This is a genomic window from Streptomyces sp. NPDC048370 (genome assembly GCF_043200825.1).
Taxonomy (GTDB): domain Bacteria; phylum Actinomycetota; class Actinomycetes; order Streptomycetales; family Streptomycetaceae; genus Streptomyces.
In genome coordinates, this window is record NZ_JBICYI010000002.1 from 280263 (window position 1) to 306130 (window position 25868).

Annotated in this window: 16 protein-coding genes and 1 tRNA gene; 6 read left to right on the top strand and 11 right to left on the bottom strand. The window is 70.1% G+C overall.

The features are described 5' to 3' along the window. Positions 1 to 54: 54 nt before the first annotated feature. The 8 genes from ACGFYP_RS05090 to ACGFYP_RS05125 form a co-directional block, all read right to left on the bottom strand. A complete protein-coding gene (locus ACGFYP_RS05090; RefSeq protein ID WP_393486510.1) occupies positions 55 to 1236 on the bottom strand; it encodes a methyltransferase domain-containing protein in 1182 nt (393 codons plus the stop codon). 5 nt (positions 1237 to 1241) lie between these two features. After that, entirely contained in the window at positions 1242 to 1373 is a 132-nt protein-coding gene (locus ACGFYP_RS05095) for a hypothetical protein (protein ID WP_257135201.1), read from the bottom strand. A 349-nt stretch (positions 1374 to 1722) separates the two neighbouring features. Beyond that, a complete protein-coding gene (locus ACGFYP_RS05100) occupies positions 1723 to 1926 on the bottom strand; it encodes a hypothetical protein (RefSeq protein WP_393486511.1) in 204 nt (67 codons plus the stop codon). 90 nt (positions 1927 to 2016) lie between these two features. Next, the gene (locus tag ACGFYP_RS05105) at positions 2017 to 2865 is read right to left on the bottom strand and encodes a helix-turn-helix domain-containing protein (RefSeq protein WP_393486513.1); all 849 of its coding nucleotides are present in this window, start codon (positions 2863 to 2865) and stop codon (positions 2017 to 2019) included. A gap of 10 nt (positions 2866 to 2875) precedes the next feature. Next, complete coding sequence (locus ACGFYP_RS05110; protein ID WP_393486515.1) at positions 2876 to 3394, bottom strand: DUF6879 family protein; 519 nt, start codon at positions 3392 to 3394, stop codon at positions 2876 to 2878. Next, a complete protein-coding gene (locus ACGFYP_RS05115) occupies positions 3375 to 3641 on the bottom strand; it encodes a hypothetical protein (protein WP_393486517.1) in 267 nt (88 codons plus the stop codon). The genes ACGFYP_RS05110 and ACGFYP_RS05115 overlap by 20 nt, the downstream gene beginning before the upstream one ends. Before the next feature lie 1071 nt (positions 3642 to 4712). Next, positions 4713 to 5018 (bottom strand): HNH endonuclease, encoded by a 306-nt coding sequence (locus tag ACGFYP_RS05120; RefSeq protein ID WP_393486519.1) that lies wholly within the window; start codon positions 5016 to 5018, stop codon positions 4713 to 4715. After that, positions 4989 to 5062, bottom strand: a tRNA-Leu gene (locus ACGFYP_RS05125). The genes ACGFYP_RS05120 and ACGFYP_RS05125 overlap by 30 nt, the downstream gene beginning before the upstream one ends. 53 nt (positions 5063 to 5115) lie before the next feature. On the opposite strand from ACGFYP_RS05125, the gene ACGFYP_RS05130 reads away from it, so the two are divergent. After that, positions 5116 to 5355: a hypothetical protein gene (locus ACGFYP_RS05130; RefSeq protein ID WP_393486521.1), complete on the top strand. Its 240-nt coding sequence runs from the start codon at positions 5116 to 5118 to the stop codon at positions 5353 to 5355. Between the two features lie 609 nt (positions 5356 to 5964). Here ACGFYP_RS05130 and ACGFYP_RS05135 read toward each other — a convergent pair. After that, the gene (locus tag ACGFYP_RS05135) at positions 5965 to 7611 is read right to left on the bottom strand and encodes a SpoIIE family protein phosphatase (protein WP_393486523.1); all 1647 of its coding nucleotides are present in this window, start codon (positions 7609 to 7611) and stop codon (positions 5965 to 5967) included. Positions 7612 to 8207: 596 nt separating this feature from the next. Here ACGFYP_RS05135 and ACGFYP_RS05140 point away from each other — a divergent pair. The 3 genes from ACGFYP_RS05140 to ACGFYP_RS05150 all read left to right on the top strand — a co-directional run bounded on the left by ACGFYP_RS05140 (position 8208) and on the right by ACGFYP_RS05150 (position 10788). Beyond that, positions 8208 to 8945 (top strand): hypothetical protein, encoded by a 738-nt coding sequence (locus ACGFYP_RS05140; RefSeq protein ID WP_393486525.1) that lies wholly within the window; start codon positions 8208 to 8210, stop codon positions 8943 to 8945. Between the two features lie 234 nt (positions 8946 to 9179). Next, positions 9180 to 9572 carry a toxin-antitoxin system, toxin component gene (locus ACGFYP_RS05145; protein WP_393486528.1) on the top strand — a complete coding sequence of 131 codons (393 nt, stop codon included), beginning with the start codon at positions 9180 to 9182 and terminating at the stop codon, positions 9570 to 9572. 13 nt (positions 9573 to 9585) lie between these two features. Next, positions 9586 to 10788 carry an MAB_1171c family putative transporter gene (locus ACGFYP_RS05150; protein WP_393486530.1) on the top strand — a complete coding sequence of 401 codons (1203 nt, stop codon included), beginning with the start codon at positions 9586 to 9588 and terminating at the stop codon, positions 10786 to 10788. Positions 10789 to 10887: 99 nt separating this feature from the next. Here the strand turns inward: ACGFYP_RS05150 and ACGFYP_RS05155 are convergent, their stop codons facing one another. After that, positions 10888 to 15291 (bottom strand): ricin-type beta-trefoil lectin domain protein, encoded by a 4404-nt coding sequence (locus tag ACGFYP_RS05155; RefSeq protein ID WP_393486532.1) that lies wholly within the window; start codon positions 15289 to 15291, stop codon positions 10888 to 10890. Positions 15292 to 15657: 366 nt separating this feature from the next. Between ACGFYP_RS05155 and ACGFYP_RS05160 the strand changes: the two genes are divergently transcribed. Beyond that, complete coding sequence (locus tag ACGFYP_RS05160; protein ID WP_393486534.1) at positions 15658 to 22731, top strand: ricin-type beta-trefoil lectin domain protein; 7074 nt, start codon at positions 15658 to 15660, stop codon at positions 22729 to 22731. A 107-nt stretch (positions 22732 to 22838) separates the two neighbouring features. Then, complete coding sequence (locus ACGFYP_RS05165; RefSeq protein WP_393486536.1) at positions 22839 to 23651, top strand: crotonase/enoyl-CoA hydratase family protein; 813 nt, start codon at positions 22839 to 22841, stop codon at positions 23649 to 23651. 26 nt (positions 23652 to 23677) lie between these two features. Here the strand turns inward: ACGFYP_RS05165 and ACGFYP_RS05170 are convergent, their stop codons facing one another. Then, a complete protein-coding gene (locus ACGFYP_RS05170; protein WP_393486538.1) occupies positions 23678 to 25867 on the bottom strand; it encodes a heavy metal translocating P-type ATPase in 2190 nt (729 codons plus the stop codon). Position 25868 lies beyond the last annotated feature (1 nt).

A 25868-nucleotide genomic window follows, 5' to 3' on the forward strand; every position in this document is an offset into this window, starting at 1 on the left:
TGAGCCCCGCCCATGCGCCACGGGGGAGGCGCACAGGCGGGGCGGTCTTGCGGGTCAGCCGGTGACGGGGACGGGCTGATCAGGGCTGTCCAACCATGCGGACTCTCCCGTTGCGGTCACGGACAGACCGAACCGTTCCGGGTCGGGACGGTCGTGCAGCCGCCACCAGGCGTGCGCGGCTTCCACTTCGTTCCAGAGTGGGCGCGGGCCGTGCTGCCACACGGTGAACCGGTCGTCCGACTTTCCGTCCCAGTCCACGGCAGCCCACGACGTGGCGTCGGTCGTCGCTACCCAGAGTCGGGACGCCACCCCCTCCACGTCGGGGTTGTCGTGCCACGTCCACCACACATCGCGGAGCAGGAGCCCCACGGCGAACTGCACGGCGAGATCGTCACCCGACACCCTCCACGGCGGAAGGTCGGTGGTCGACTCGTCGGGCTGGTGGTCGTCGCGCACCACGTCCCGGTAGATCCGGAGGTCGGTGCGCTGGTTCCTCATGAGCATGAACGCGGAGTGCGGCGAGAACGGCCCCGACGCGGCTCCGGTGTCGTCCACGGTCATGCGCAGCAGCCCGTAACAGACCCACGGGCTTTCCCACGGCGTGAGGATGACGCCCCCGGGCTTCACCTGCGTGAGCCACGGGCGGGGCACAGAGCGCACGGAGCACGTGGCCACGAGCCGGTCGTACGGCGCATTGCCCGTGTGCCCCTCGGCCCCATCCCCAGTCACCACGTCAGCGGTGACGCCTTTCTTTCGCAGACGTTCCCCGGCTTCCGCCGCCAACGCGGGGTCGACTTCGACGGTCGTGACGTTGCCCGGGCCGGCGACGTGGGCCAGCAGGCCCGCGTTCCAGCCTGTTCCCGTGCCGATCTCCAGGACCCTGTGACCGTCGCGCACGTCGAGCATGTGCAGCATCCGGAACACGATGCTCGGGGCGCTTGCGGACGATGACGCCCACCGCTCGCCGTCGTCGGGGTCCTGGCCGTCGTTGATCTGCGTCACGACGGAATCGTTGGCGTAGACCGCGCGGAGCCACGTTTCCGGGGCATCCGCCCGGTTGCACGGCTCCAGTCCATCACCCAGAAAGATGCGCTCGGGTACGAAGGCGGACCGGGGAACGTTCCATGCCGCACGCTCCCACTCAGGGCGCATCGGCGTTTCCAGGTCGGCGTTCACCGCGCCGAGCAAACCGCGGATGGCGATTCGCTCGGACGTTGCGACGTTCGGTGTGGTCACCTGCGTCAGTCCTTCTTGTGCTTCGGCGGGTCTTTCGGCTTGGCCGTGTCGGAGGACGGCTTGGAGGTGCCCGGGTCCTTGCCCCCGGAGTGCTGTCCGTTGCCTCCGCTTCCGCCCTTACCCGTTCCCCAACCCATGGTGGTTCTCCTCTCTCGATGAAGTGCGGTGCTTCGGAAACCCCGCCCTGTGGTCTCACGTCCCCACATGGGCCCTACCGGGCGGGCGTGGTGCACCCGAGCGCGCCGGACTGAATCGCGCAAGCGTGCTCGGGAGGTCTTCGGGGCTACTCGTCCCTGCCGGAAAACTTCGGCAGCACGGTGCCGGGCGGGAAGGAGACGACCCCGGATCGGGGATCCTGGGCCCCGCTGTATTCCGTCCACCAACCCTTGGGAGAGTCCCTGTACGGGCTGTCAGGGCTGTCGAGAAGGCTCAACAGTTCCGGAGCCGGCAACGGGCGCGCAGGGCGTCTCTGGAGCCGCGCAGGGGTCACCGGTGGCGCCGGTACGGCTCGGCGCACTTGGGGTGCCGGTAGGCGACGTAGGGCGGTCCCGACTGCCGTTCCACGGTGCCCCGGCGGCAGACCGCCAGGGACCCGAACAGCTTCTCGCACTCCGGGCACTTCTCGCCTGCCGGGGCGTACGTCGCGTACTCGTCCGTCCTCGCGTCCGTGTCGCCGGTCATCTTCGCCATGGCCGCTGTCCCCTCACTTGGTCCGTCGACGACCAAGCTAGAGAGGGCAGCACTCCAACTCCCATGCGATTGCACGAGGTTGCACGCGAGTTACCCGAGGACGTCCAGGGCTGATGCGATCAGCGCACGGGCGGGAGCACCGTAAACGGCCAGCGCCGCCAGCTCCGCGAACGTCTCGGCGTACATGCCCACCTCGCTGGGCTGCGTGATCGTGAGGTAGCCCGAGATCAATTCGACGTTGACCTGGTCCGTGTCGTAGATCCAGAACCCCTCGGCCGGCCAGCGCTCCCGATCGGGCCGCATGGGCACAACTCCCAAGCTGACATTGGGAAGTGAGGCAATCGAGATCAGGTGGCCAAGCTGCCCGGACATTACCTCAGCGCCGCCGATTCCGGCCCGCAACACGGACTCTTCAACGAGGAACGCAAACCGCCGGTCGCCTTCGTACAGCACCCGCTGACGTTCCATGCGAGCGGCTACGGCGTCGGCCACATCGTCCACCAGGCCGCGCCGACGCTGGATCGCTTGGAGCGCTGCCGTGGTGTACGGCTGCGTCTGGATCATGCCGGGAACGAGGCACGACGAGTAGGACCGGAAACGGCGGGTCCGCTGATACAGCGGCAAGCGCGCTTCCTGCGCCTGCTTGAGCCCGGCCCTCTCCATACGGCGCCAGTTGACCCACATGCCCTCTGCGGTCCGCAGCGAGGCAATCAGGTCCTCGGTCTGGTCCTCGGCACCGCACGCCTGACACCAGGCCCGAATGTCGTCAGCGGACGGGGGCGTCTTGGCGTTCATGATCCGGGACGACTTGGACCGGCTCCACCCGCAGCGCTCGGCCAGGTCAAGACCGGTCAGCCCGGCATCCCGGCAGAGATCCGCGAGACGCTTCGCGAGAGCCTGCCGGGCCTGCTGGGCACTGGAAGATGCAGAGTCAGCCATGGGTGCGTGATCAGGCGGGCCGGTACTCCGCGTGAGGAATCGCGCGCTCCCACGCTGCCTCATACGCGCTGACGTACTGCGCGGCCAACGTCGGATCGTGCACGACTTCCATGCGCGGACCGGTCCACTGACCCTCGCCGCTGAAGTGGTGGAGGATCACGGTTTCCTCATCCATGACCCACCCGTCCAGCGTGGGGAGGAGAAGATCACGTGCCCGCGAACGTGGCAGCCAACGCACGTCCTCGCCGGCTGCCACGTTGGTGAAGGTGCCGTCGTACTCGTATCGGACGTAGTCGCTCAGAGGCTCGGAGACCACCCGAAGGCGGCGCATGGCGACACCTCGCCCGGTCGTCTCGGCCACCACGTCCAGCCATGACCGCCACCACGTCTCGCGGTCGGCAGGGTCGTACCGGTGCCCGTTCTGCCAGCGGATGAACTCCGGGTCATCACGCATGTAACTGTCCCGCATCTCAAGGTGCATCGCCGAGCGCTGCGCCTTCGCGAGGCATTCACGTACCGCTGTTGCCACCGTTGTCCTCACTGTCCGGGCGGGGGATGAACTGGAGCATGTTCGCAGGAAGCCGGATCACGGTCTCGTGCTCCGGAACATCCGTCGAGTGCCCGGGTACCGAGCCGACCTCCTGTGCCTTCCGGATCGTCTCCTCGTCCGCCTTCCACGACTGGATGATCAGGTCTCCCGTCTCCTCCTCCACCCAGATCGTGGGCGAGCCGTCGTCGGGGGTGTTGGGCCAAATCCCCAGGAACTTTAGGGCCATTGGGCACTCTCCTAGCGAGCTGGTTGCACGGACGTGCACGAGCCTCACCCTGACGCATGATCAGCGTCAAGAGGGCATCGAGCCACAGCGATAGTGGGCCGCTGCTCTGTGAACCCGAACGCAGGAAAGCCCCGCACCCGCCGCCCTTCCTGGGGCAGCGAGCACGGGGCTCATTTCTGGGTGCGCGTCAGCCGTTCAGCACGCCCGTGAGGCGGGCTGCTGCCGTCCACTGCTTCCAGGCCATGCGTCCGGCACCTTCGCGCATGAAAGATCCTCCACGCGGTGTATGGGCTATCGGCCAACCGATGTTCTGGGCGATACGTCCGGAAGGTTCGCGCAGAAAGATCCTCCCGGCAGCGTAGGGAGTTGGCGGCCAGCCGGTGTTCTGCTGGAAGCATGAGGCAAACGAGAGAGACAGCCGAGCCCCCAAGGTTCGAACTGCGCTGCGGTGGACTTCACTTGACTATTCAGCGTGTGCCCGTGTGGCTCGTCTCGCTGATCACCACTGCCGGTGGGGCAGCAGGAGCATGGTGGGCACAGAGGTAAACGGCGTCTGAACCCAACCGCCCCCATGGCACTTGGGTACCAAGGGCGGGGACATAGAAAGTCGCCTCACGATCAGGGTTGAAGACCTCGGGGCGCAGGGTGTCACCTCTGACCTGCACCGAAGACCTGCAAGCCAAAAATTGGGCCAACTCGCCTGCCGGATCCATCTGTCGACGGGGCCTGGTGGATGACCTCCGCAGGGCTCTGACCTCAAGAAAAGCTCAGATCAATCATGAAGTTCCAGTGCACCGCGCCCACTTCCCCATGAGACAGTTGGCCACGCCAAACACCCCGTCGCTCCGCATTCGCAGGAGCCAGCGTGGATCGCGCACCCTTTTCATTCTGGGGTGCTCCCGTACGCCCGGAGGAAGCCATGAGCAAGCACGCCCACGCACACCCCGGAACCCGCCCCGCACTCGAATTCCGTGCTGGAGGGCTGCACTTGACTGTTCAGCGAGTCCCCGGATGGCTCATGGCCGTAATCACAACAGCCGTGGGCGCAGCGGGGACGTGGTGGGCACAGCGCTAGTCCATGCGGCCGAACTCCGTTGCGGTTTTGAGCTGGTGACACCCCCGGCACAGCACTTGAACGTTGCCGTCCGTGTCGGTCCCTCCCAGCGCGAGGGGCTGCACATGGTCCACGTCGACATCCGCCGCGGGGAAGTCGCCCATGCACCAGTCGCACCAGGGGTACGCGGTGTGATGGGTTTTGCAGCGGCCCGATGGGTCGCCGGCTCCGTGCAGTCGATACAGCGCATGTCTGCCCCCTCGATGTCGTCGGCCTGGTCGTCGTTTTCCGCGTGCCCGCCCCCGGACTTCAACCGGCAACATCGCGGGTTTAGGCCGCGTGCCTCTGCCGATTGGGCTAGGCGGGCTCCAATGGAGTGAGGGACCGTGTCCCCGCCTCCGGACCATCGTTTCTTTGATCATGAAGAAGATGATCTCTGTCGCCGTCCTCGCGCTCGCCGCGCTGAGCATGGCCGCCCCCGCTCACGCCGATAACGACTCCAACTTCGGCCCTGGGGTCAACGCGGCCAATAACTGGAACTTCACCGCCGCCGCCGTCTGCCTCCAGGAACTCGCCGTGGTCCCCGTGGGCAGCGCATGGACGGGCGACCACGTCAACCACTGCGCCAACGGCAACGTCCTCAACCACCCGAACCAGTAGTCGCGCAGTCCGGCTTGCGTGCCCACCCCCGGACTTGAACCGGGGAACTCTGCAGCCGATATCCCCGAGCCGGGGCCGGTACCGCGCACCTCTGCCGTTGGGTCAGTGGACTTGGTCGTCCTCACCGACGGGGTCGGTCCGGACACGGTGGGGGGGGACTGCACGCGCTTACAACCCGTTCAGCGGCCCCTAACCGAGCCGGTTGCTGATGGGCGGTGCAGTCCCCCGCGTTCTGCCACACGACCACTGCGGCCACCCTCGCGGGTACGTGCTGCACGGGCAGAGCTGGTGTGAGGGTCGGGCACTCGATCCGCCCGTTCCGGGTCGGTGGGGTGCGCGGTAGTCCCGCCTCACTCTGTGTTATAGGGAGCAACGAATTCCCGGTGCCCGGTCGGCGGTGTACTCGCGGAACCCGTTCGGCCCCTCACTGTGTTGTAGGGACCAGCGAATTCCCGGCCTCCGCCGTGCTGAGTGGCTCGGCTCGGTCGCTCGGGCCCTCACTGTGGTGTAGGGCTCAACAGATTCCCGAAGGGGCCGACCATGGCGAGATGACGTTTTGGCGGGCTGTTTCTTTTTCCTCTGCCACTTCCCGCACGGCCTCCGCCCTCGTCAGGGTGTCGAACCCTGGGCCAGGGGACCGTCGATCGCCTGTTCCGTCCAGATGGTCTTCCCGGTGCGGGTGAACCTGCAGCCCCAGCGGTCGCTGAGCTGAGCGACGAGGAAGAGGCCACGGCCGCCCTCGTCCGTCTCCCGCGCGCGACGCAGACGTGGCTGGGTGCTGCTGGGGTCGGACACCTCACAGATGAGTTGCCGGTCCCGGATGAGCCGCAGGCCGACCGGGCCGCCCGCATAGCGGATGGCGTTCGTGACGAGTTCGCTGACGACGAGCTCCGTCACGAAGCCCAGTTCGTCCAACTGCCAGTCCGACAGGCGGCCCATCACCAGCTCGCGGGCGTGCGCGACGAGGGAGAGGTCGGCTTCGAGTTGCCACTCCGCGACGTGGTCGGCCGAGAGCGCCTGGGTACGCGCGAGCAGCAAGGCGACGTCGTCGGTGGGCTCTTGCGGCAGCACGTCGTCGAAGATGCTCTGGCACATCTCGCCCAGGCCCCGGCTCGGGTCCGCGTCGGCGAGCGAGCTCCTCAGTCTCTCCATCCCCTGCTCGATGTCGTCCCCGCGGCTCTCGACGAGTCCGTCCGTGAAGAACGCCAGCATGCTGCCCGGCTCGACGTCGAACTCCGTCAGCTCGAACGGCATTCCGCCCACGCCCAGGGGCGGTCCTGGCACCATGTCGACGAAGACCGGCTCGCCGTCCGGCGTCAGCAGGGCAGGCGGCGGATGTCCGGCGGTGGCGGCGGTGCACCGTCCCGTCACCGGGTCGTAGACGGCGTACAGACACGTCGCTCCGAGAACGGCCAGTCCCGACCGGGATTCGCCGACCGCGTGCTCGCCGGAGAGGCCGAGCACCAGGTCGTCCAGGTGCGTCAGGAGCTCGCCCGGATCCAGATCGAGGTCGGCCAGCGTCTGCACCGCCGTTCGCAGCCGCGCCATGGCCGCGGTGGCATCGAGGCCGTGGCCGACGACGTCGCCCACGACGAACGCCACCCGCAACGACGGCAGGGGGATCGCGTCGAACCAGTCCCCGCCGACCCCCACCCCACCGCCCGCGGGCTGGTAGGCCCCCACCGTCTCGGCGGCCGCGAAGTCCAGGGCCGAGCGCGGCAGCAGGCTTCGCTGGAGGGCCACCGCCGACCGGTGTTCCTTCGTGTAGCGGCGGGCGTTGTCCACGCCCAGTGCGGCTCGTGAGACGACGTCCTGCAGGAGGGCGGCGTCCTCCTCACCGAATGCCGGAAGCGACTCGCTGCGCCAGACCGTGACGCAGCCGAGGACCAGACCGCGCGCGTAGAGCGGCACCGCCACGGACGAGTGCGCACCGCCCGGTACGAACAGCGCGAGGCTCCCGGGCTCGACGGCGAGCGTGGTGCGGAGAACGGAGATGTCGGAGACCAGCACGGGCCGTCCCTCCATGAGGGGCCGCATCAACGCACTGTCCGCCACGGGAGGAAGCACCTCTCCCACCGCCAGGAGGTCCTCCGCCGAGACCTCCGGGCTCTGCGCGGCGGCGGTCCGGCGCAGGCGGACGTCGCCGCTGGCATCGAAGTGCGGCGGTTCGTCACCCACCAGCACCGGTTCGGCGAGATCGACGGTCGCCAGGTCGGCGAAGTCGGGGACGAGCAGATCCACGAGGGTCTCCGCCATGTCCGTCACGTCGAGCGAGGCGCCGATGGTGACGGCGCGGCGTGCGAAAGGCCCGTGCGGCGCCGCTCCGAGTCGCGCTCGGCTCCCTGCGCCACGGATTCCGCCGGCGCGACCAGTACCAACCACTCCGCCTCGGCGGCCGAACCCGAGGCTGCGCGTCGAGGCGGACCACGTTGCAGGCCAGGCGGATCGGCCGGCCTGACGGCCCCGGCCCTCCTCCCGGCGCCGTGACCAGGCGCGTTCCGGGACCCGTCTCCGTACCGTCGTGGGGAAGCAGGGGCATCAGAGGAGCGCACGGCTGTCCGGGCGAGCATGCGAGCAGCGTCGCGGCCGTCCCGGAGCAGGCGACGACCACGCCCTCGTCGGTCAGGACGACCGCCGCCACGTCATCGACGGACGCCGAGGCCGAGCTCGGGCCGCCATGCCCTGGTTCGCGCATGTCGCCTCCACGCAGCGAGGCCTTCAGTATCGCCCGCACAGGTCCACCCGTCGACCGGGTACCGCCGAACCGACAAGCTGATAGGGGGATCGGTGATGATTGAACAACGGTGGTTGCTAGCCTTGCAGGGCCTCGTCCGATGACCGCGGGAGTTCTTGTGAGTGATGGGCCTGCTCAGGACCTGATGGGCACGGTGCGTCGGATCGACACACTGTTGGACCGCATGGGCCTGAACCGCGACGACGTCCTGCGTGTGGAGGGTGAGGGCGGGCTCTCGTACGCCTCCGGGGTCGCCGTGGAGGAGGTGCGGCAGCTGCTGCGCGGTGAGTGGTCCGCCGAGCCCGGGCAGGACGGGGACGCGGTCGAGGCGCGCCATCGGCGCGTGGTCGAGCGGATCCTGTTCCTGCGGGCGACGCGGCTGCGTGCGGCCGCGGACGGCAGCAGGCGTGCCTACTCCCTCGCGGAGATCGCGGCCGGCGCGGGGACGAGCGCGCAGTGGCTCGACAAGATGATCAAGACGGGCCGTGCCCCGAACCTCGACCACGCCGCCGGGATCGCGGGCTTCTTCGGCGAGAGGATCGAGTTCCTGGTCGCCGAGCCGGCCGAGTCGCTGGACCGTGTCCTGCAGCAGATCCACAAGGACCTGCTCGAGCGGACCGTCGAGCGTCAGGACCAGGACCTGCGACGGCTGCGAACCGCGGGGCCCACGAGCGAGGTGGACCCCTCGCTCGGCGTTGTCGCGTACGCCGCCCGGGCACTGGCCGACGTGCCCGAGGACACCGCTCAGCCCTTGATCGCCCTGATCGAATCCGTCGCGCGGCGCTCCCGTGAGGAGCGCGCCCGGGAGGCCCGCGCCGCCCTCGAGTCGGCCCTGGTGCACAATGACGTCGATTGATCGCGGCGGCCTGACCACGGCCCACCAGCGGTAACGCGCAAGGAACGATGCATGGGGGGCCGTGCATCAGGCACGAGGGGCGGGTGGCACGGGGTGGGCGTCTCGCGCGAGATGAAGCGGTATCGCGACGCACTGTGCACGGGGTTGCCCCAGCCGGTTCCCGAGCAGCCGGTGGACCTCCTGAAGGCGATCTGCGCGTGTGCGGCACGGTGCAGCGGGCGCGAGGTGCGCCTGATGCTCGAGGAGTTCCCGCCGGATTCGGTGACGGGACTGTGGCTGGACATGGGCGACTACGACCTGATCGTCCTGGAGGCGAACACCTCCCCCCTGCACCAGGTCGTGATCCTGGGGCATGAGTTGTGGCACCTCAAGGAGGGGCACTGCGGTCATGGCAGCGGGGCCGGTGCGCTGGCCGCCGCCCGCATGCTGGGTGACCGCTGGAACCTCGCCGACGCGGTCGCCTACGTCGCCGCCGCCCGTACGGAGCCCGACCTCGAGGAGGAGCGGCGTGCGGAGCGGTTCGGCCGGATGCTGGCCGACCGGGTCAGGCCCTACCTGGAGCGCGGACGCGGGGCGACACCGTTCGGCGGAGTGGCGGACCGCATCTGGGCCTCGCTCAGAAGTTAGAGGGCGAGAAGACGTGAATCTCTACATCCCGGCCGCCGCGCTCGGCATCGTGCTGGTCGTCAAACTTCCCTCGTTGGTGAGGCGCCGGCACAGTCCCGTGGTCCGCAGCGTCAACGCGGTGATCTTCCTGCAGGCCTCGGCGTTCTTCTTCTCGGCGCCCCCGACGATCGTGTTCGTCAACGAGTTGACCGGCGTCTGCAACTTCTCGGTGGCGCTGGTCTACTGCATCCTCTGCGCGTACGCGTGCGCCAGCCGGGTCCTCATGGAGAACTGGCGCGAGGACGTGGAGGTCCTCCCCCACACCCGGCGTCGGGTCAGGCGTTGGATCTGGGGCCACGGTGTGGTGATCATCCTGCTCATCGGCTGTTTCGTCCTGGGCGAGGCGCCGGTGGAACGGCAGAGTGACTTCGAGACGTACTACGCCAACACCCCTTTCATGCGCGAGATGGTGCTGCTCTGCCTGTTCGCCGTCACCGGGGCGGCCGCAGCGGCGGCCCTCGCGTGCTGGAAGTGGGCGCGCGACCTCCGCGGGGAGTGGCCCGAGCGGAGGACACCGGCCGGGGGCCTGCTCCGTTTCGGGCTCACCGTCCTCGCCGTCGGTTTCCTCACCAACGTCACCTACGGTGTGGCCAAGCTGGCCGCGGTCGTGGCCGCCTGGGGCGGTCGGGACTGGGAACCGCTCAACAAGGCGGCCATGTCCTTCGCCTCCCTCGGCACCCTCCTCGTCGCCGCCGGCTTCCTCATCCCCATCGTCGGCCCCTGGCTCGGTGCGGAGGTCTTCGGACCGCTGCGGACGCTGCGGGCCCTGGGCCCGCTGCGACGGACCCTCTGCGACGCCGGTGCTCCCCGTGGCCGGATGCGGCTCCCCACTCCCTGGAGCGCCGGCCCCGGCCGACGCCTCACGGACCGGATGACCGACATCCACGACCGGATGCTGGAACTCGGGGCGTACTGCTCGGACGACGTGCGTGCGCACGCCTACGCCGAGGCCCGCCGGGGCGGCGCGACGGAGGCCGAGAGCGTCGCCACCGGCCTCGCCGCGATGTTCACGGCCGCGGCCGACGCCCGCGCCCGCGGTGTTCCGGCGGACAAGGAGCAGGGCGTGACGGCGGTCCGGGCGCTGCGCGCGGCGGAGGCCGAGTACCCGGACCTCCTGGTCGCCGTCTCCCGGGCCCTCGGCTCGGTCGCCGTCCTGTCGCCTTCGACCGTGAAGTGAGCTTCCACCGTGAAGTGAGGGCCGGCACCGAGTGAGGGGGCGGCACGGACCGAGGGGGCGACCTGTCGGTCGGGCCGCCCCCTCACCGTACTCACCGGGTCACGGAGCGACCGGCAGGTCCGGGGTCAGGAGCGTCGGGATGCTCCAGCGCTGGGCCGGAGTTCCGTTGCAGCCCCAGATCATGAACTTCGTACCCCAGTCGCGCTTCGCCTGCGGCAGGTCGAAGCAGGTGCCGGACTGCGGGTTGTAGATGCTGCCGTCGGCTCGGGGCAGCCACTGCTGGCCGCCCTCGCTCAGGCACTGCCAGAAGATCAGGTCGGTGCCCTGCGCGGTCTGGTTGCCCCGGACCGCGACGCACTGGCCCTTCTGGGTCAGGGTGCCGTTGGCGTTGACGCTGAACTTCTGCGGGTCGGTGCCGTTGCAGTCCCACAGCTGCGGCTGGTTGCCGTTGCCGTTGGCGCCCTGCGGGGTGTCGACACAGAAGTCGGGCGACGCGGCGTACCGAATCGGCAGGTCCGTCGTCGTGACCGGCGGTGCGTAGTTCTGGAAGACGGACAGGCCCGCGATGGCGCCCTTGAGGTGATTGCTGGGCTTGCTGACGTACTTGTACCGGCCCAGGACCAGCGGGCCGCTGGGTGCGGGGCTGGTGGCGGCGCTGTGGTGGCCGCTGGAGGCCAGGGTGCCGTTGACGTAGAGGTTCATGGCGCCCGTGGTGGCGTTGTACGTGGCCGTCAGCTGGGTCCAGACGCCCGGCCTGAAGGTGTTGGCAGGGGTGACGGTCGCGTTGTAGTCGTACGGCCAGCCGTCGTCGTCACCGCGGGCGATGGCGAAGCGCCAGTGGCCGGAGTCGGCCCACAGCATGAACGCGGAGGCGTGTGCGGTGTCCTGGCTGACGATCACACCGTCGGCCGCGGTCATCTTCGCCCAGGTGGAGATGGTGAAGGACTGGCGGGTGTCGACGGACTTGGCCGGGCCGGTGATGACCGACTTCGCCGCGTCGTCGAAGACCGCGACCTTGCGGGAGCGTCCGTCGACGGTCTCTGTGGCGTAGGTGACGGCGGTGGCGGTGGCGTCGTTGGAGACGCCGCTGCCGTTCTTGGCCGGGATGGCCTTGGTGTCACCCTCCAGGCGCCACTGGACCGTCGGGGCCTGGGCGTCGCCACGGACGTGGTAGCCGCCGTAGCCGTTGACCGCTCCGCCGACGGCGGTGCCGGCCCACGCGTGCAGCGTGCCGTCGGTGCCGACGGCCCAGAAGTCCGGGATGTCGTCGCCGGTCACATCGCCGTCGCTGCCCACCCGCGGGTAGTCCGTGCCCTTGATGCCGTAGCCGATACGGGTCGTGGGCTGCGCCGCCACGCCGGTGACCACGACGTACTGGTCGCTCGCGCGGGTCGCGGTGGTCAGCTTGTACTGGAAGATGTCGCCGTTGGTGCGGTTGCGCACCCACAGCGCCGGGGCGGTGTCGGTGGTGGCGCCGATGTTGAGGGCGTTGCCGGGGACCATCAGGTCCTTGTCGTCCCAGGTGCCGCTCGCGTCGACCAGGGTGGGCGCTGCGAGGGTCTGATTGGTCTTGACCGGGTAGAACCACAGGTTGCCGGACTCCACGGCCAGCAGGCCGGTGGCGTCGGTGACCTGACGGCTGGGCGTGCGGGTGGTGCGCGCCGGGCCGGTCGGGGTGATCTGGCTGGAGTGCTGCCAGGTCGTCACGTTGTGGTAGCCGGTGCAGGCGGTGGTGTGGGCGGTGGAGCACTCCGGCTTCTCCACCGCGCTCTTCGTGCCGAGCGTGAAGCGGCCCGGGTCGGAGAGGGTGTTGTCGTACGCGAAGAGCTGCGATCCGCCCAGCGCGCCGGGGGTGGCCGGCTCCTGGTGGACGAAGAGGTCGTCCACGTTGCGGCCGGGGTCGAGCGAGCCGCGGTGAACGGTGCGGTAGTCCTTCCACGTCCGGCCCGAGGAGACCTCCGGGGCCTGGAGCGCGGTGGCGGCGGTACCGCTGGGGATCATGCTGCGGCTGTCACCGTCGGTGGCGCGGCCGTGCGTGACCAGGTTGCCCGCGGCGTCCGGGAGGAGGATGTCGGAGCGGGCGTCACCGGTGGTGTCACCGAAGGCGACCGCACCGTCCTTCCACGGCACGTAGAAGGCGTACGATCGGGTCGGGGAGGCGTTGCCCGCCTCGTCCAGGACCCGCGCGTAGACGATGTTGGTGCCCCAGCGCGTGGGCTTGATGCTGAGCGCGTTCATGCTGAGCGGGCTGCCGCACTGCTGCTGGGCACCGACGAGCTGCGGGTCGAAGCCCCACTGGACGCAGGCGAGTCCGGAGCTGCGCAGACCCGCGCCCGGGCTCGGGTCGGACGCGACGATGGGCAGGGAGCCCGTGTCACCGAGGCGCAGCTTGGTGATCTGGCCGTTGCCGGCCGGCGGGAACTGGGTGGCCGGGTCGGTGAACTGGCCGAACTCCAGGACCGGCGGGGTCAGGTCGACCGCGAAGTGGCAGGAGGTGGTGGACGGACCGCGCAGCAGACCGTCGTCGCCGTGGACCGCCCAGCCGTAGTTGTGCCCGTCCTTCAGGACGTCCAGCGGGGTGGAGTACAGGGCGTCGGTACCGGTGGTGACGAAGCCGGACCAGCCCGTGTTCACGGTCGCGCCGGTGTTGTGCTCCCACATGTTCAGCCACTGGGTGAGCTGGCCCTGGTTGGGGCTGCTGACCTTCGAGGCGATGGTGACGGTCGGGGTGGTGATCCAGCCGAACTGCTCGCCGGGGATGTCGCCGCAGGCCTGGGTGTCACCCGCGACCACGCGGCGCGGGGCGGGAACGGTGCGCTGGTTCTCCGGGACGCGCGGCGGGAAGTCGTACTCGGCGCTGAGCACCGCGGTGTACGCGAACCGCTTGAAGGCGATCTTGTCGCCGGTGCCCTCCTGGCCGGTCAGGGCGAAGGCGAGCGGGGTGCCGGTGTCGCGGATGCCGTCACGCATGGCGTTGGTGACATTGAAGTCCACGGGGATGTTGCCGTAGCAGTCACCGCTGTTGCCGTTGCCGCCGATGGACTGGTTCTGGATCCACTCGCGGATCTGGTGGTTGCTCCACTTGATCGAGGAGCCGAACGCACCGGCCCTGTACAGGTGCACCGGGTACTTGTTCGTGCACGACCAGTCCGCCGAAATGTACTGCTCCAGGCGGAGGTTGGCGTAGTTGATGGTGGCGCCCGCGTAGCCGTTCAGGTCGAACTCGTACAGCGCGCGCTCGATGCCCTTGCTGGTCTCCCAGCCCTGGTAGCCGACGCCAGGACGGTCCCGGTCGGACGAGCCCGTACGGTCGTAGTTGCCCGCGTCGTACGCCTGCTGGACCCAGGCGTGGTGCTGCTTGCCCCGGCTGTCGACGGACCACGAGGGGTCGACGTATATGGGGTACTTGGTGTCGGCACCGTCGAGCAGCTCGGCGCTGGGCGCCAGGGCGATCTCACCCGTGGCCCGCCGCGCCGCGCCGTCCGCCTTCTTGCCGTCCGCCTTCTCGCCGTTCGCCGTCGCGGCGTCCACCTTCGCGCCGTCCGCCGTCACGGCGTCCACCTTGGCGCGGGTCACCGGGATCTGGGCCACGGAGGCATCGGCTCCGGGTCCGTCGGCGCTGCTGAGGCCGGCCGCCGCCTCGAAGTCGGCGTAACGGGAACCGCGCGCACCGGGCTTGCGCGGCTCGCCGGCCGACCACATCAGCGGTGCGGGGGCGCGGAAGACGGTGTCCTTGCCCGCGGCCGCGGTGAGGCTGCCGTCCTTGCCCTTGGCCAGCGTCAGACCGTCCGTGACCGTGGGGAACACCAGGTCGCGCACGGCCGGGTTGGCCGCCGCCGCGGGCGTGCGCAGCACGACCACGGTGGTGTAGCCGCCGTACTTGGTGGCGCTCACCTGGAGGTCGGTGTCGGGAGCCACGTCCTCGAACACCGCGTCGTTGCCCCGCAGTACGGGCTTGGGCAGCGCGCCGGGGAACGGCGAGGACACCGACAGCTTCTTGCCGTCCTCGGTCGTCATCGTCGCCAACGGACCCGTGCCGCCGCCGGAGATGACCAGGCTCGAACTCGACGCCTTCGGCGCCACGGTGCCGTCCGCACGGACGGCCAGCGTGTCGTCCAGTGTCAGCCAGCGCCCCTTGGCGCCCTTGGTGCGCTGCGGCAGCACGTGGCTCTCGGAGCGGAGCGTGCCCTTCGGGGTGGCGACCGTGGTCGCGTACTCCGTGGTCAACTCCGGGACCGGCACATCCTTGCCGGTCTTCTTCGCCAGTTCCCATGCCTGCTCGACCCCCGTACGAGCGGACATTCCTGACGGTGCGGTGGGCCGGGTCGCGGTGCCGGGCCCTGCGGGTGCCGCCGACGCTCCGGGCCTGGCCGGAGCATCGGGCAGAGGCACCGCCGCGGCCGCCGCGACATACGGCGTCGCGAGCAGCAGGACCGCCGAGACCCCCACCGCCAGACTGGCGGCAACCGGCTTCCGCAAGCCGGTTCTTCGTGCATTGGACATGCGAGTGCCCACTCCTCTAGACGAGTTGAGTCCCTGATCGGACAGGCAAGGACCGGGGCACTGTGGCAGGCGAGGACACAGCCGATCAACAGGCGGACGGGTTGATTCCGACCCTCTTGCGCGGAGTCGTGACCAATTGGGCCCCAGGGTGACCTTTCCCACCCGTCCATAAACTGCCGTTGATAGTGACTCAACGATCGTTCACTGCTAACTTCCCCCGTTTAGACCGGCGCATAGGTGGAATTGGGGCTTCCATCGCACCGCTCCGGCCACCGCAATCACCCTCTTCGTACACATTTCTCGCAAGGTCCCGGCCCTCATGGCCGGGACCTTGTCTCTCTGCTGTCCACAGACGGAGGAACCCTCATGTCAGTCGATGGCGTGCGCCGAAGAACGCGCACGTTCCGCTCACGGGTGGCCGGTCCGGTCATCCTGGCGCTCACCGCCTCGCTGCTCGGCGCCCCCGCGGTGCAAGCGGCGCAGGCCGGAGCCGAGGCCTCCGAAGCGGACTTCTCGAAGATCTGGAAGCCGCCGCACCGGCCGCTGCCCGGCACCAAGCCGGTCAAGGCCACCGACGTCGACGCGCGCAAGACCAAGGCGGTCCAGCCCCGTTACCCGGTGCCCGCGCGTACTGCGGCCAAGCCCAGGACTCCGTTCCCCGCGCCGGTCAGCGGCAGCGCCGACCTGACGGGCGCCCCCGGCACGGCGCCGGTCCAGGCCGGCAGCCTGCCGGTGTGGGTGTCCCCGAAGGCCACCACGACCAAGCCGGGCACGGCCACGTCGGGTGCGGCTGTGGCGGGCACGGCTTCGAAGGGCCTGAGCGGCAAGGTCAGGGTGGTCCGCACGGACGACCGTTCCGCGCGTGAGGTCGGGGTCAACGGCGCCCTGTTCAGCCTCGCCGCCCAGTCCTCCGGTACGTCCGGCACCTCCAAGACGGCTTCCCAGGTCCAGGTCGGCCTCGACCTCGCCGGCCTGCAGGCCGCCACCGGGGGCGAGTTCGCCTCCCGCGGCCGCCTGGTGACGCTGCCCGGATGCGCGCTGACGACGCCGAAGGTGCCGTCCTGCCAGGTGCGTACGCCCCTCACCACCCGCTACGACAAGGCGACGCAACGCCTGGTGGCCGACGTGGCGCTGCCGACGGCCGCGGCCCCCGCCCCCTCCCCCGCGGCGCAGGCGGGCGAGGCGAAGGCCGGCAGTCTGCTCCTCGCCGCCCCCGCGGCCCCGATGCTGCTGGCCGCGGAGACCGACTCCTCGGGGCCGGGTGGCACGTACAAGGCGACCTCGCTCAGCTCCTCCCAGAGCTGGGCCGCGGGCGGCAGCTCCGGTGCGCTGACCTACGAGTACCCCGTCCAGGCTCCGGCCGCCCTGGGCGGCACCGCCCCCGAGGTCAAGCTGCGCTACAACTCCTCCTCGGTGGACGGCAAGACCTCCGTCACCAATGCGCAGGCGTCCTGGATCGGCGACGGCTGGGACTTCAACCCCGGCTTCATCGAGCGCGTCTTCAAGCCCTGCGAGAAGGCCGGCATCCCCGACTCGGGCGACGCCTGCTGGGCGGGGTTCAACGCCTCCCTGTCCCTGGGCGGGCACTCGGGCACCCTGGTCCGCGACGACAAGGCGGGCTCGGCGACGGCCACCACCGACGCCGCCACCGGCACGTGGCGCCTCAAGGACGACGACGGCACGAAGATCGAGTTCGGATCGGGTGCGGCCAACGGCGTCCGGGACGGGTCGTACGCGAAGGTCACCGACTCCTCGGGCACCACGTTCTACTTCGGAATCAACCACCTCCCCGGTGGTGACAAGACCGACCAGGCCACCAACTCCGTGTCCTCGGTGCCGGTGTACTCGCCCAAGAGCGGGCAGCCGTGCCACGACTCCGCCAAGGGCGCCGGTTCCTGGTGCACGATGTGGCAGCGCCTCTACCTCGACCACGTCGTCGATCCGCACGGGAACCTCACCACGTACGCGTGGGCCCCGGAGACGAACTGGTACAAGCGCGGTGCCGGCCAGAACAACGGCAACGGCACGATGACCGAGTACACCCGGGCCACCACCCTGAAGAGCATCGCCTACGGGCAGAAGCTCGCCGATCAGGTCGCCGCCAAGGGAGCGCTCCAGCCCGCCGCCAAGATCAACTTCACCGTCGCCGAGCGCTGCGTCGCGGCCGGTACGGCATGTGAGCCGGCCAACCGGACCGTCGCCAACAAGGCCAACTGGTACGACGTTCCGGTCGAGAACGAGTGCAAGAGCACCGGCACCTGCGTCTACTACTCCGCCACGTACTTCACGACCAAGCGCCTGACGGAGATCACCACCCAGGTGCGCGTCAACAACGCCTGGAAGGACGTGGACCACTACCTGCTGGCCCACTCGTTCCCCGACCCGAAGGACGCCGGCAGCCAGCGCGCCCTGTGGCTGGACTCCGTCCAGCACACCGGCAGGACCGCCACGCCGAACCTCGACCTTCCGCTCGTGTCGTTCACGCCCGTGATGCTGCCGAACCGGGTGGACGGGACGAACCTCGTCCCGGCCCCGCCGATCATGAACAGGCCGCGGATCCAGACGATCCGCAACGAGACCGGCGGCGTCCTGAACGTCGACTACAACCTCGCCGACTGCTCGCGCATCAACAACGTGATGCCGGCGGCCGAGGACGACAACACCAGGGCCTGCTACCCGGTGCGCTGGTCCCCGCCCGGCTCGGTTGTCGACTCCGATCCCGTGCTCGACTGGTTCCACCACTACACGGTCAAGTCCCTGACCGAGAACGACACCGTCACGGACACTCCGCAGAAGATCACCACGTACGCGTACGACTCCGCCGCCTGGCACCGCGACGACAGCGAGCTGACCGAGGCCAAGGCCCGTACCTGGGGTGACTTCCGCGGCTTCGCCAAGGTGACCGCCACGGTCGGTTCGGGCACGGACGGGCCCAGGACACAGACCTCGACCACCTACCGTCAGGGCATGGACGGGGACGTCCGCAAGAACGGCGGCGCCCGCTCCGTGCACCTGACGGACGCCCTGGGCAGGGACGTGACGGACGTGGACTGGCTCGCCGGCCAGGTCCTGCAGACCGAGGCCTTCGACCAGGCGGGCGGCGCCCCCGTCACCCAGACCGTGCACGCCTCCAGCGACGAGGTCGCCACCGCCACCCACACCCGCACCGGTCTGCCCGCGCTGGTCGCCCGCTACCCGGGGACCAAGATCTCCACCACGTCCCGGGCGAAGCTGGCGGACGGCAGCTGGCGCACGAGCACCAGCAGCCAGGTCACCGACCGCGACCACAACAACCGGACGAAGACCTCGCTCGACCAGGCGGACGGCGTCCCCGACCAGTGCACGCGTACCACCTACGCGAGCGGGCCGGACGCCCAGCGCACCGATCTGGTGTCCGAGGAGCTGACGGTATCGGGCGCCGACGCCTGCACCGCCGACCCCACCGCCGCGAACACGGTCTCCCGGGACCGTACGTTCTACGACGGCCTCGCCCACGGGCAGGCGGGGGCCACGGCCGACGCGACCAAGAGCGAGGTTCTTGACCGGTACGCCGCCGACGGCACCGCGGTCTTCGTCACCGCCTCCACCACCGCCTACGACGGCTACGGGCGGGTCACCTCGACGACCGACCCGAACAGCAAGGACGCGCAGCACCCGAACGGCGCCACCACCAGCACGGTCTACACCCCGGCCGCCGCGGGCGAACTGCCCGGCACGGTGACGGTCTCCGCGCCCGTCCCCGGCCAGGCCACCGGCACCTGGTCCACCGTCACCACCTATGACGCACGGCGGTCGCAGCCGCTGAAGGTGACCGACCCCAACCAGAAGACCACGACCAACACCTATGACGCACTGGGCCGTCTGACCGCGGTGTGGCAGCCGGGGCGTGCCCCCGAGTCCCACACCCACGCGAACGTGACGTTCGACTACCGCGTCTCCAACAAGGCGGGCGTCCCCTCCGCGATCACCACCAAGAAGCTGACCGTGGACGGCACCACCCCGGTGTGGACCACCTCGGTCGAGCTGATGGACGGCTTCACCCACACCCGCCAGACGCAGTCCACTCCGGCGAACCCGGCCTACACCGGCCGTCTGGTGACGGACAGCCGCTTCGACTCGCACGGCCGGGAGATGGTCTCCAACGCGGCCTGGTACAACGACGCTTCGGGTCCGAAGGACGTCCTCGTCGCCGCCGTCGACAGCGCCGTTCCCTCACAGAAGCGGACCAGCTACGACGGCCGCGACCGGGCGACCGTCGTCTCGACGTGGTCGCTGGGCAAGGAACAGCACCGCACGACGACCAGCTATCCGGGTGCGGACCGCACCGACGTCCTGCCGCCGAAGGGCAGTGCGCCGACGTCGGTGTTCACGAACGCCCTGGGCCACACCACCGAGCTGTGGCAGTACTCCACGCCCACGCCCACGGGTCTGGCCTCGGACGCCGCCGTCACCCGCTTCACGTCGACCCTCGACGGCAAGCCCCTGACCCGCAAGGACGCGGCGGGCAACGTCTGGTCGTACACGTACGACCAGCGGGGCCGACAGATCGGCGCGAGCGACCCGGACCACGGTGTCAGCACGCAGACGTACGACGCGGCTTCGCGGCTGACCAGCAGCACCGACGCCAAGAGCCGGACGCTGGTGTACACCTACGACCTGCTCGGGCGGAAGACCGGCCTGTACGACGGCACCGTGAGCGCCGCCAAGCAGCTGGCCGGCTGGACCTTCGACACGGTCGCGGGCGGCAAGGGCAAGCCCGCCACCTCCACGCGCTACGTCGGCGGCTCCGCAGGCAAGGCGTACACCAGCGCCGTGACCGGCTACGACGACGGCGCCCGGGTCACGGGCACGACGATCACCATGCCCGGCACGGACGCGGGGCTCGCCTCCGGCACCTTCACGTACAGCGTCAGCACCACGCACGACCGGCTCACCGGCAACCCGAAGGGCACGGTCCTGCCGGCGCTCGCCGGGCTGCCGCTCGACGACATCGCGTACTCGTACAACGACTACGGCCAGATGTACAAGTACGCCGGTGCCACCACCTACGACACGCAGACCGAGTACGACGCCTTCGGGCGCGTGATCCGGTCCACCGTCAACCCGTGGGCCTCCCAGGTCGTGTCCACCACGGTCTACGACGAGGCCACCGGGCGGGTCCGCGACCAGTTCACCGACAAGCAGACCTCGACCACCGGCGCGGTGCAGCAGACCGGCTACACGTACGACCAGGCCGGCCGGATCACCTCGCTCACCGGCATCGCGGACAACACGCCCGCGCAGACCGACCGCCAGTGCTTCGCCTACGACCACCTCGGCCGGCTGACGACGGCGTGGACGGACACCGGCGGCATCAGCCGGCCCGACCCGCTCACGCACCAGACCGCCGACCAGGGCGCGTGCGCGAACACCACACCGACCAGCGGCGCCGTCGCCCCGGCGAAGACCACCGTCGGCGGACCGGCACCCTACTGGCAGGAGTACTCCTACGACCTGACGGGCAACCGCACCAGGCTGGTCAACCGCGACCCCGCGGGCGACACCACCAAGGACGCCACGACCACCCAGACGTTCGGCGCCCCCGGGCAGCAGAACGCCCCGACGTCCGCTCCCGCCACGGGCGGCGGCACGGGTGGTCCGCACGCGCTGCTGACGTCCACGACGACGACCGGGACGACCACCAACAGCGACAGGTTCCAGTACGACGAGGCCGGCGCCACCACCTCCTACCGGGCCGGCAAGGCCGGCACGAGCAGCCTGACGTGGAACAGCGAGGGCAAGGTCGCCTCACTGACCATGGCCGCCCAGATCAAGGGCATCGGCGGCAAGTGCCTGGACGCGCAGGGGGCTTCGACCGCGGTCGGCAGCCCGCTGCAGATCTACACGTGCAACACGGGCGCGGGACAGAAGTACTCCACCGCGAACAGCACGCTCTCCAGCGGCAACCGGTGCGTCCAGGCCATGGGCACGGCGGCCGGATCGACGATCACGTTCCAGGACTGCGACGGCGGCGCCGACCAGACCTGGACCGCGCGCGCCGACGGCACGCTCCACAACCCCGCTTCCGGCCGCTGCCTGGCGGTGCCGGGCGACGTCAGCACCGACAGCACGAACCTCGTGCTCGGCGACTGCGGGACCACCGTGCCCGCCGGGCAGAAGTGGACCGTCCCGAACACCACCACGACGTATCTGTACGACGCTGACGGCAAGCTGCTGATCCGGCGCAGCCCGACGACGGCCACGCTCACCCTCGGCAACGACGAGCTGACGGTGAACACGGCCACCCAGGCCCGCACCGGCATCCGCTACTACCCGATCCCCGGCGGCATGACCATCGTGCGCACCGGGGCGGGCACCGCCGCCGGGACGTTCGTCGCGCAGATCGCCGACCATCACGGCACCAACAACCTGAGCGTCGACCTGTCGACGCTGGCCGCAAGCCGCAGCCGTACCGACGCCTTCGGCAACGTCCGGGGCACCGCGCCTTCGGACTGGGCCGGGAACAAGGGGTTCGTGGGCGGCCAGAAGGACGACACCACCGGGCTCACCAGCCTCGGCGTCCGCCTGTACCAGCCGACGACGGGCCGCTTCATCAGCGCCGACCCGCTGCTGTCGCCGATGGACCCGCAGCAGTGGAACGGCTACGCCTACGCCAACAACGACCCGGTCAACAACACCGACCCGGACGGCCGCATGTGCCTGCACGGCGCACCGGGCGGCGGTGCCGACGGCATCTGCGCCGGCGTCCCGGGGGACACCGACGGAGTGATCGGCGACTACTCGGACAACTGCGCCAACCCGTCCTGCCGCAAGGCCTCGGACGAGATGGCGGACGGGGCCCGGAAGCGGGGCAGGTACAACAAGACGCCGGACGGCAAGGACCGGCGGCACCACCCCAAGCCGGTCGGCAACTACAAGTTCAAGTACAGCTACAGCTATAAGTACTACTTGGGCCTGCGGGCGAACATGGGATCGCCGGAGGAGGTGATGGCGATGTTCCAGGCGAACCCGCAGAAGGTCTTCCCGTTCCCGGTCAAGGGATGCGAGACGTTCTACGAAGGTGCCGCGTGCACCCTGTACCCGGGCCCCCTCAAGGACGTCAGTCCGACGCTCCGCGGCGGTCCCGGGGACGTGCGGGTGACGGTCGCGGACACCAGCTTCACCTTCGAGGTGGTGGGCCAGGAGTACTTCGACGACCTCGGCTCGACCATCACCTTCAGTGTCAGGCAGAAGGGCGAGTCTCTCTACCTCCACCAGGACGCCCAGACGACCGGCTCCAAGGCCGGCTCCTACCTGGCGGTCAAATACGGAGGGTTCGCCAAGCGCGACTGGTCGAGACAGACGTTCAACCTCCAGAAGCTGGTCTACAAGGAGCGGTACAACATCGACCTGAAGAACCGCCTCGATCCGAGTGTGTTCCCCCAGGGACCCAACGGCTGAGCCGTGCCCGACGGTTGACACCTGAACGAGGGAAGCCCCCGGCCGCACCCGCGGCCGGGGGCTTCCCCTGTCTGGTCGCCGGACCGCGGCCGCGTGAGAATGCCGCCATGACCGATACCTCAGGAACGCCGACGGCGCAGGACGCCGCCGCCCCCGCCGTCCGCGTCGAGCGGGACGGGCCCGTGACGACCGTGGTGTTGTCGCGGCCCGCCGCCCGCAACGCCGTGGACGGGCCGACGGCCACGCAACTGGCGGACGCCTTCCGGGCGTTCGAGGCCGACGAGGAGGCCTCGGTCGCGGTGCTGTGGGGCGAGGGCGGGACGTTCTGCGCGGGCGCCGACCTCAAGGCCGTCGGTACCGAGCGTGGGAACCGGGTGGCTCTCGACGGCGACGGCCCGATGGGGCCGACCCGGTTGCGCCTGACCAAGCCGGTCATCGCGGCCGTCGGCGGGCATGCCGTGGCCGGTGGACTCGAACTGGCCCTCTGGTGTGACCTGCGCGTGGTCGAGGAGGACGCGGTCCTCGGGGTGTTCTGCCGCCGGTGGGGCGTCCCGCTCATCGACGGGGGCACGGTGCGGCTGCCGAGGCTGATCGGCGAGAGCCGCGCCATGGACCTGATCCTGACCGGCCGGCCGGTCCTGGCCACGGAGGCGTACGAGATCGGGCTCGCCAACCGGCTCGTACCGACGGGCCGGGCGCGGGCCGCGGCGGAGGAACTGGCCCGCGAGATCGCCGCGTTCCCTCAGCTGTGCCTGCGCCACGACCGGCTCTCCGTCCGGGAGCAGCACGGGCTGACCGAGCCCGAGGCACTGGCGGCCGAGCTACGGCACGGCCTGGTGCCACTGTCGGCGGGCGAGACCCTCTCGGGTGCCGAGCGCTTCACGGCCGGGGCGGGACGGCACGGCTCCTTCACCGACTGAGCCGTGCCGGTCCGGTTCAGCCGACGTCAGCGGACCCGGTGGTCCTCCAGGGGAGCCGCCCTCAGGACGTCGTCGCCCACGCGCGGCAGGTGCGGGGTGTGGTTGACGAGCCGGGCGGAGTTGCCGACGACGGCGATGCTGCTGGTGTTGTGGAGCAGGGCCGCGAGGACCGGGTTCATGGAGCCACCGGCCCCGGCGACCAGGCCGACGAGGTTGACGCCGATCGCGAGCCCGTAGTTCTGCCGTACGACGCGCAGCGTGTGACGGCTGAGTTCGACGACCGCGGCGACCTGGCGCAGGTCGTTGCCTGCCAGTGCGATGTCGGCGGTCTCCAGGGCGACGTGGGAGGAGTGCTCGCCCATGGTGATGCCGACGTCGGCGAGGGCGAGGGCGGGGGCGTCGTTGGTGCCGTCGCCGACCATGGCCACGGTGTGGCCCTCGGCCTGGAGGTCGCGGATCAGCTGGAGCTTGGCCTCCGGCAGCGCGTGCGCGTGGACCTCGGTGATGCCCAGGGTGTCGGCCACGACCTGGGCGGTCTCCGGCGCGTCGCCGGTGAGCAGGATGAGGCGGGACACGCCGAGGTCCCTCAGCTGCTGGATGACGGTCTCGGCTCCGGCGCGTACGGCGTCGGAGACACCGAGCATGCCGATCAGGTCCTCGTCGTGGGCGAGGCAGATGACGGTCTCGCCGCCGCCCCGCAGGCGATCGGTCCAGCCCTGCGCCTCCTCCGTCAGGCCGACGCCGTGCTGGCGCAGGAGCGCGGGGCTGCCGACGAGGAGCCGGGTGCCGTCGAGTTCGGCGCGCATGCCCATGCCGAGGACGACCTCGCACGCCTGGTGGATCGGCACGTGCAGGTGCTGCTCCTCCGTGCGGGCGACGATGGCCTGGGCGAGCGGGTGGCGGGCGTGCAGCTCGCCGGAGGCCGCAAGGCTGAGGACCTCGTCGGCGGTGACGGTTTCGGTGAGCGTGACCACGCTCGTGACGAGGGGCTTGCCGAAGGTGAGGGTGCCGGTCTTGTCGAAGACGACGGCGGTGACCCGGCCGATGCCCTCCAGGTGGGTGCCGCCCTTGATGAGGGTGCCGCGGCGGGCGCCGTTGCCGATGGCGGCGCTGATGGCCGTGGGCGTCGCAAGGCCCGCGGCGCAGGGGCAAGCGATCAGCAGCATCGTCATCGCCCGGCGGGCGTCGCGGGTGACCGCGTACGTCAGGGCCGCCAGGGCGAAGGAGACGGGGACGAAGCGCTGGGTGAATCGGGTGGCGACGGTCTGGATCGGGGCCCGGTCCGACTGGGCCTCCTCGACCCGGCTGATGATCCGGCCCACGGTCGTGTCCCGGCCGACCGAGTCCGCGCGGACGGTGAGCGAGCCGGAGGTGACGATCGTGCCCGCGTACACGTGGGCGCCTTCACGGGCGTAGACGGGCAGGGCCTCACCCGTGACGGCGGCCTGGTCGACCAGGGCCTCGCCGGAGACCACGTGGCCGTCGACCGGGATGCGGTGGTGCTCGTACACGGCGACCACGTCGCCGGTCTCCAGGTCCTCCAGCGCCACCTCGACCTCGACGCCCTCGCGCACGAGCCAGACCCGCTCCTCGCCGATGGTGAGCAGGTCCTCGATGGCACGGCGGGTGCGGCGCAGGGTCAGGGTCTGGAGGAATTCGCCGATGTTCAGCAGCCACAGGACGGTCAGGGCGACCACGTTCTCGCGCAGCACGAGCGAGATGACGGTGGCGGCGGTGACCAGGGTGTCCGTACCGGGGCTGCTGCGGCCGCGCAGCGAGCGTAGAGCGCCGCGGAAGAAGGGCAGGCCCGTGAAGATCGTGACGACCCCGAGGAAGCCCGAGGAGCCGAGGGTGATCCGAGGTCGGCCGAGCAGGCGACGCAGCGCCACGAGGGCCAGGACGGCTCCGCCGACCACCAGACGGGCGACTTCCCCGGTGGAGGAGTCGGGCAGGGACCTGGAGGGCTTGGCGGCGACCACGGAGGCGGGCGGGGCCTCCTCCAGGGCTGCGATCAGGCGGCCGACGTCCAGCTCGTCTGGGTCCACCCAGATCACGACGCTCCCGGTGCGCGGAAAGATCCGCAGCGCCCGGAAGCCGCTGATCCCGGTGAGGCGGTCGTCGACCAGGCCGGCGCAGCCGGGGCGGTCACGCAGCCACGGAACGGTCAGACGGGCCCGGCCCGACGCCACGGAGCGCACCAGCACCGTCGGCGACATG

Bases quoted from the DNA above. Each gene is read 5' to 3' on its own strand.
- ACGFYP_RS05155 (WP_393486532.1), bottom strand. From the start codon at position 15,291: ATGTCCAATGCACGAAGAACCGGCTTGCGGAAGCCGGTTGCCGCCAGT.
- ACGFYP_RS05095 (WP_257135201.1), bottom strand. From the start codon at position 1,373: ATGGGTTGGGGAACGGGTAAGGGCGGAAGCGGAGGCAACGGACAGCAC.
- ACGFYP_RS05105 (WP_393486513.1), bottom strand. From the start codon at position 2,865: ATGGCTGACTCTGCATCTTCCAGTGCCCAGCAGGCCCGGCAGGCTCTC.
- ACGFYP_RS05165 (WP_393486536.1), top strand. From the start codon at position 22,839: ATGACCGATACCTCAGGAACGCCGACGGCGCAGGACGCCGCCGCCCCC.
- ACGFYP_RS05120 (WP_393486519.1), bottom strand. From the start codon at position 5,018: ATGTTGCCGGTTGAAGTCCGGGGGCGGGCACGCGGAAAACGACGACCA.
- ACGFYP_RS05135 (WP_393486523.1), bottom strand. From the start codon at position 7,611: ATGGCGGAGACCCTCGTGGATCTGCTCGTCCCCGACTTCGCCGACCTG.
- ACGFYP_RS05100 (WP_393486511.1), bottom strand. From the start codon at position 1,926: ATGGCGAAGATGACCGGCGACACGGACGCGAGGACGGACGAGTACGCG.
- ACGFYP_RS05170 (WP_393486538.1), bottom strand. From the start codon at position 25,867: ATGTCGCCGACGGTGCTGGTGCGCTCCGTGGCGTCGGGCCGGGCCCGT.
- ACGFYP_RS05130 (WP_393486521.1), top strand. From the start codon at position 5,116: ATGAAGAAGATGATCTCTGTCGCCGTCCTCGCGCTCGCCGCGCTGAGC.
- ACGFYP_RS05160 (WP_393486534.1), top strand. From the start codon at position 15,658: ATGTCAGTCGATGGCGTGCGCCGAAGAACGCGCACGTTCCGCTCACGG.
- ACGFYP_RS05145 (WP_393486528.1), top strand. From the start codon at position 9,180: ATGCTCGAGGAGTTCCCGCCGGATTCGGTGACGGGACTGTGGCTGGAC.
- ACGFYP_RS05115 (WP_393486517.1), bottom strand. From the start codon at position 3,641: ATGGCCCTAAAGTTCCTGGGGATTTGGCCCAACACCCCCGACGACGGC.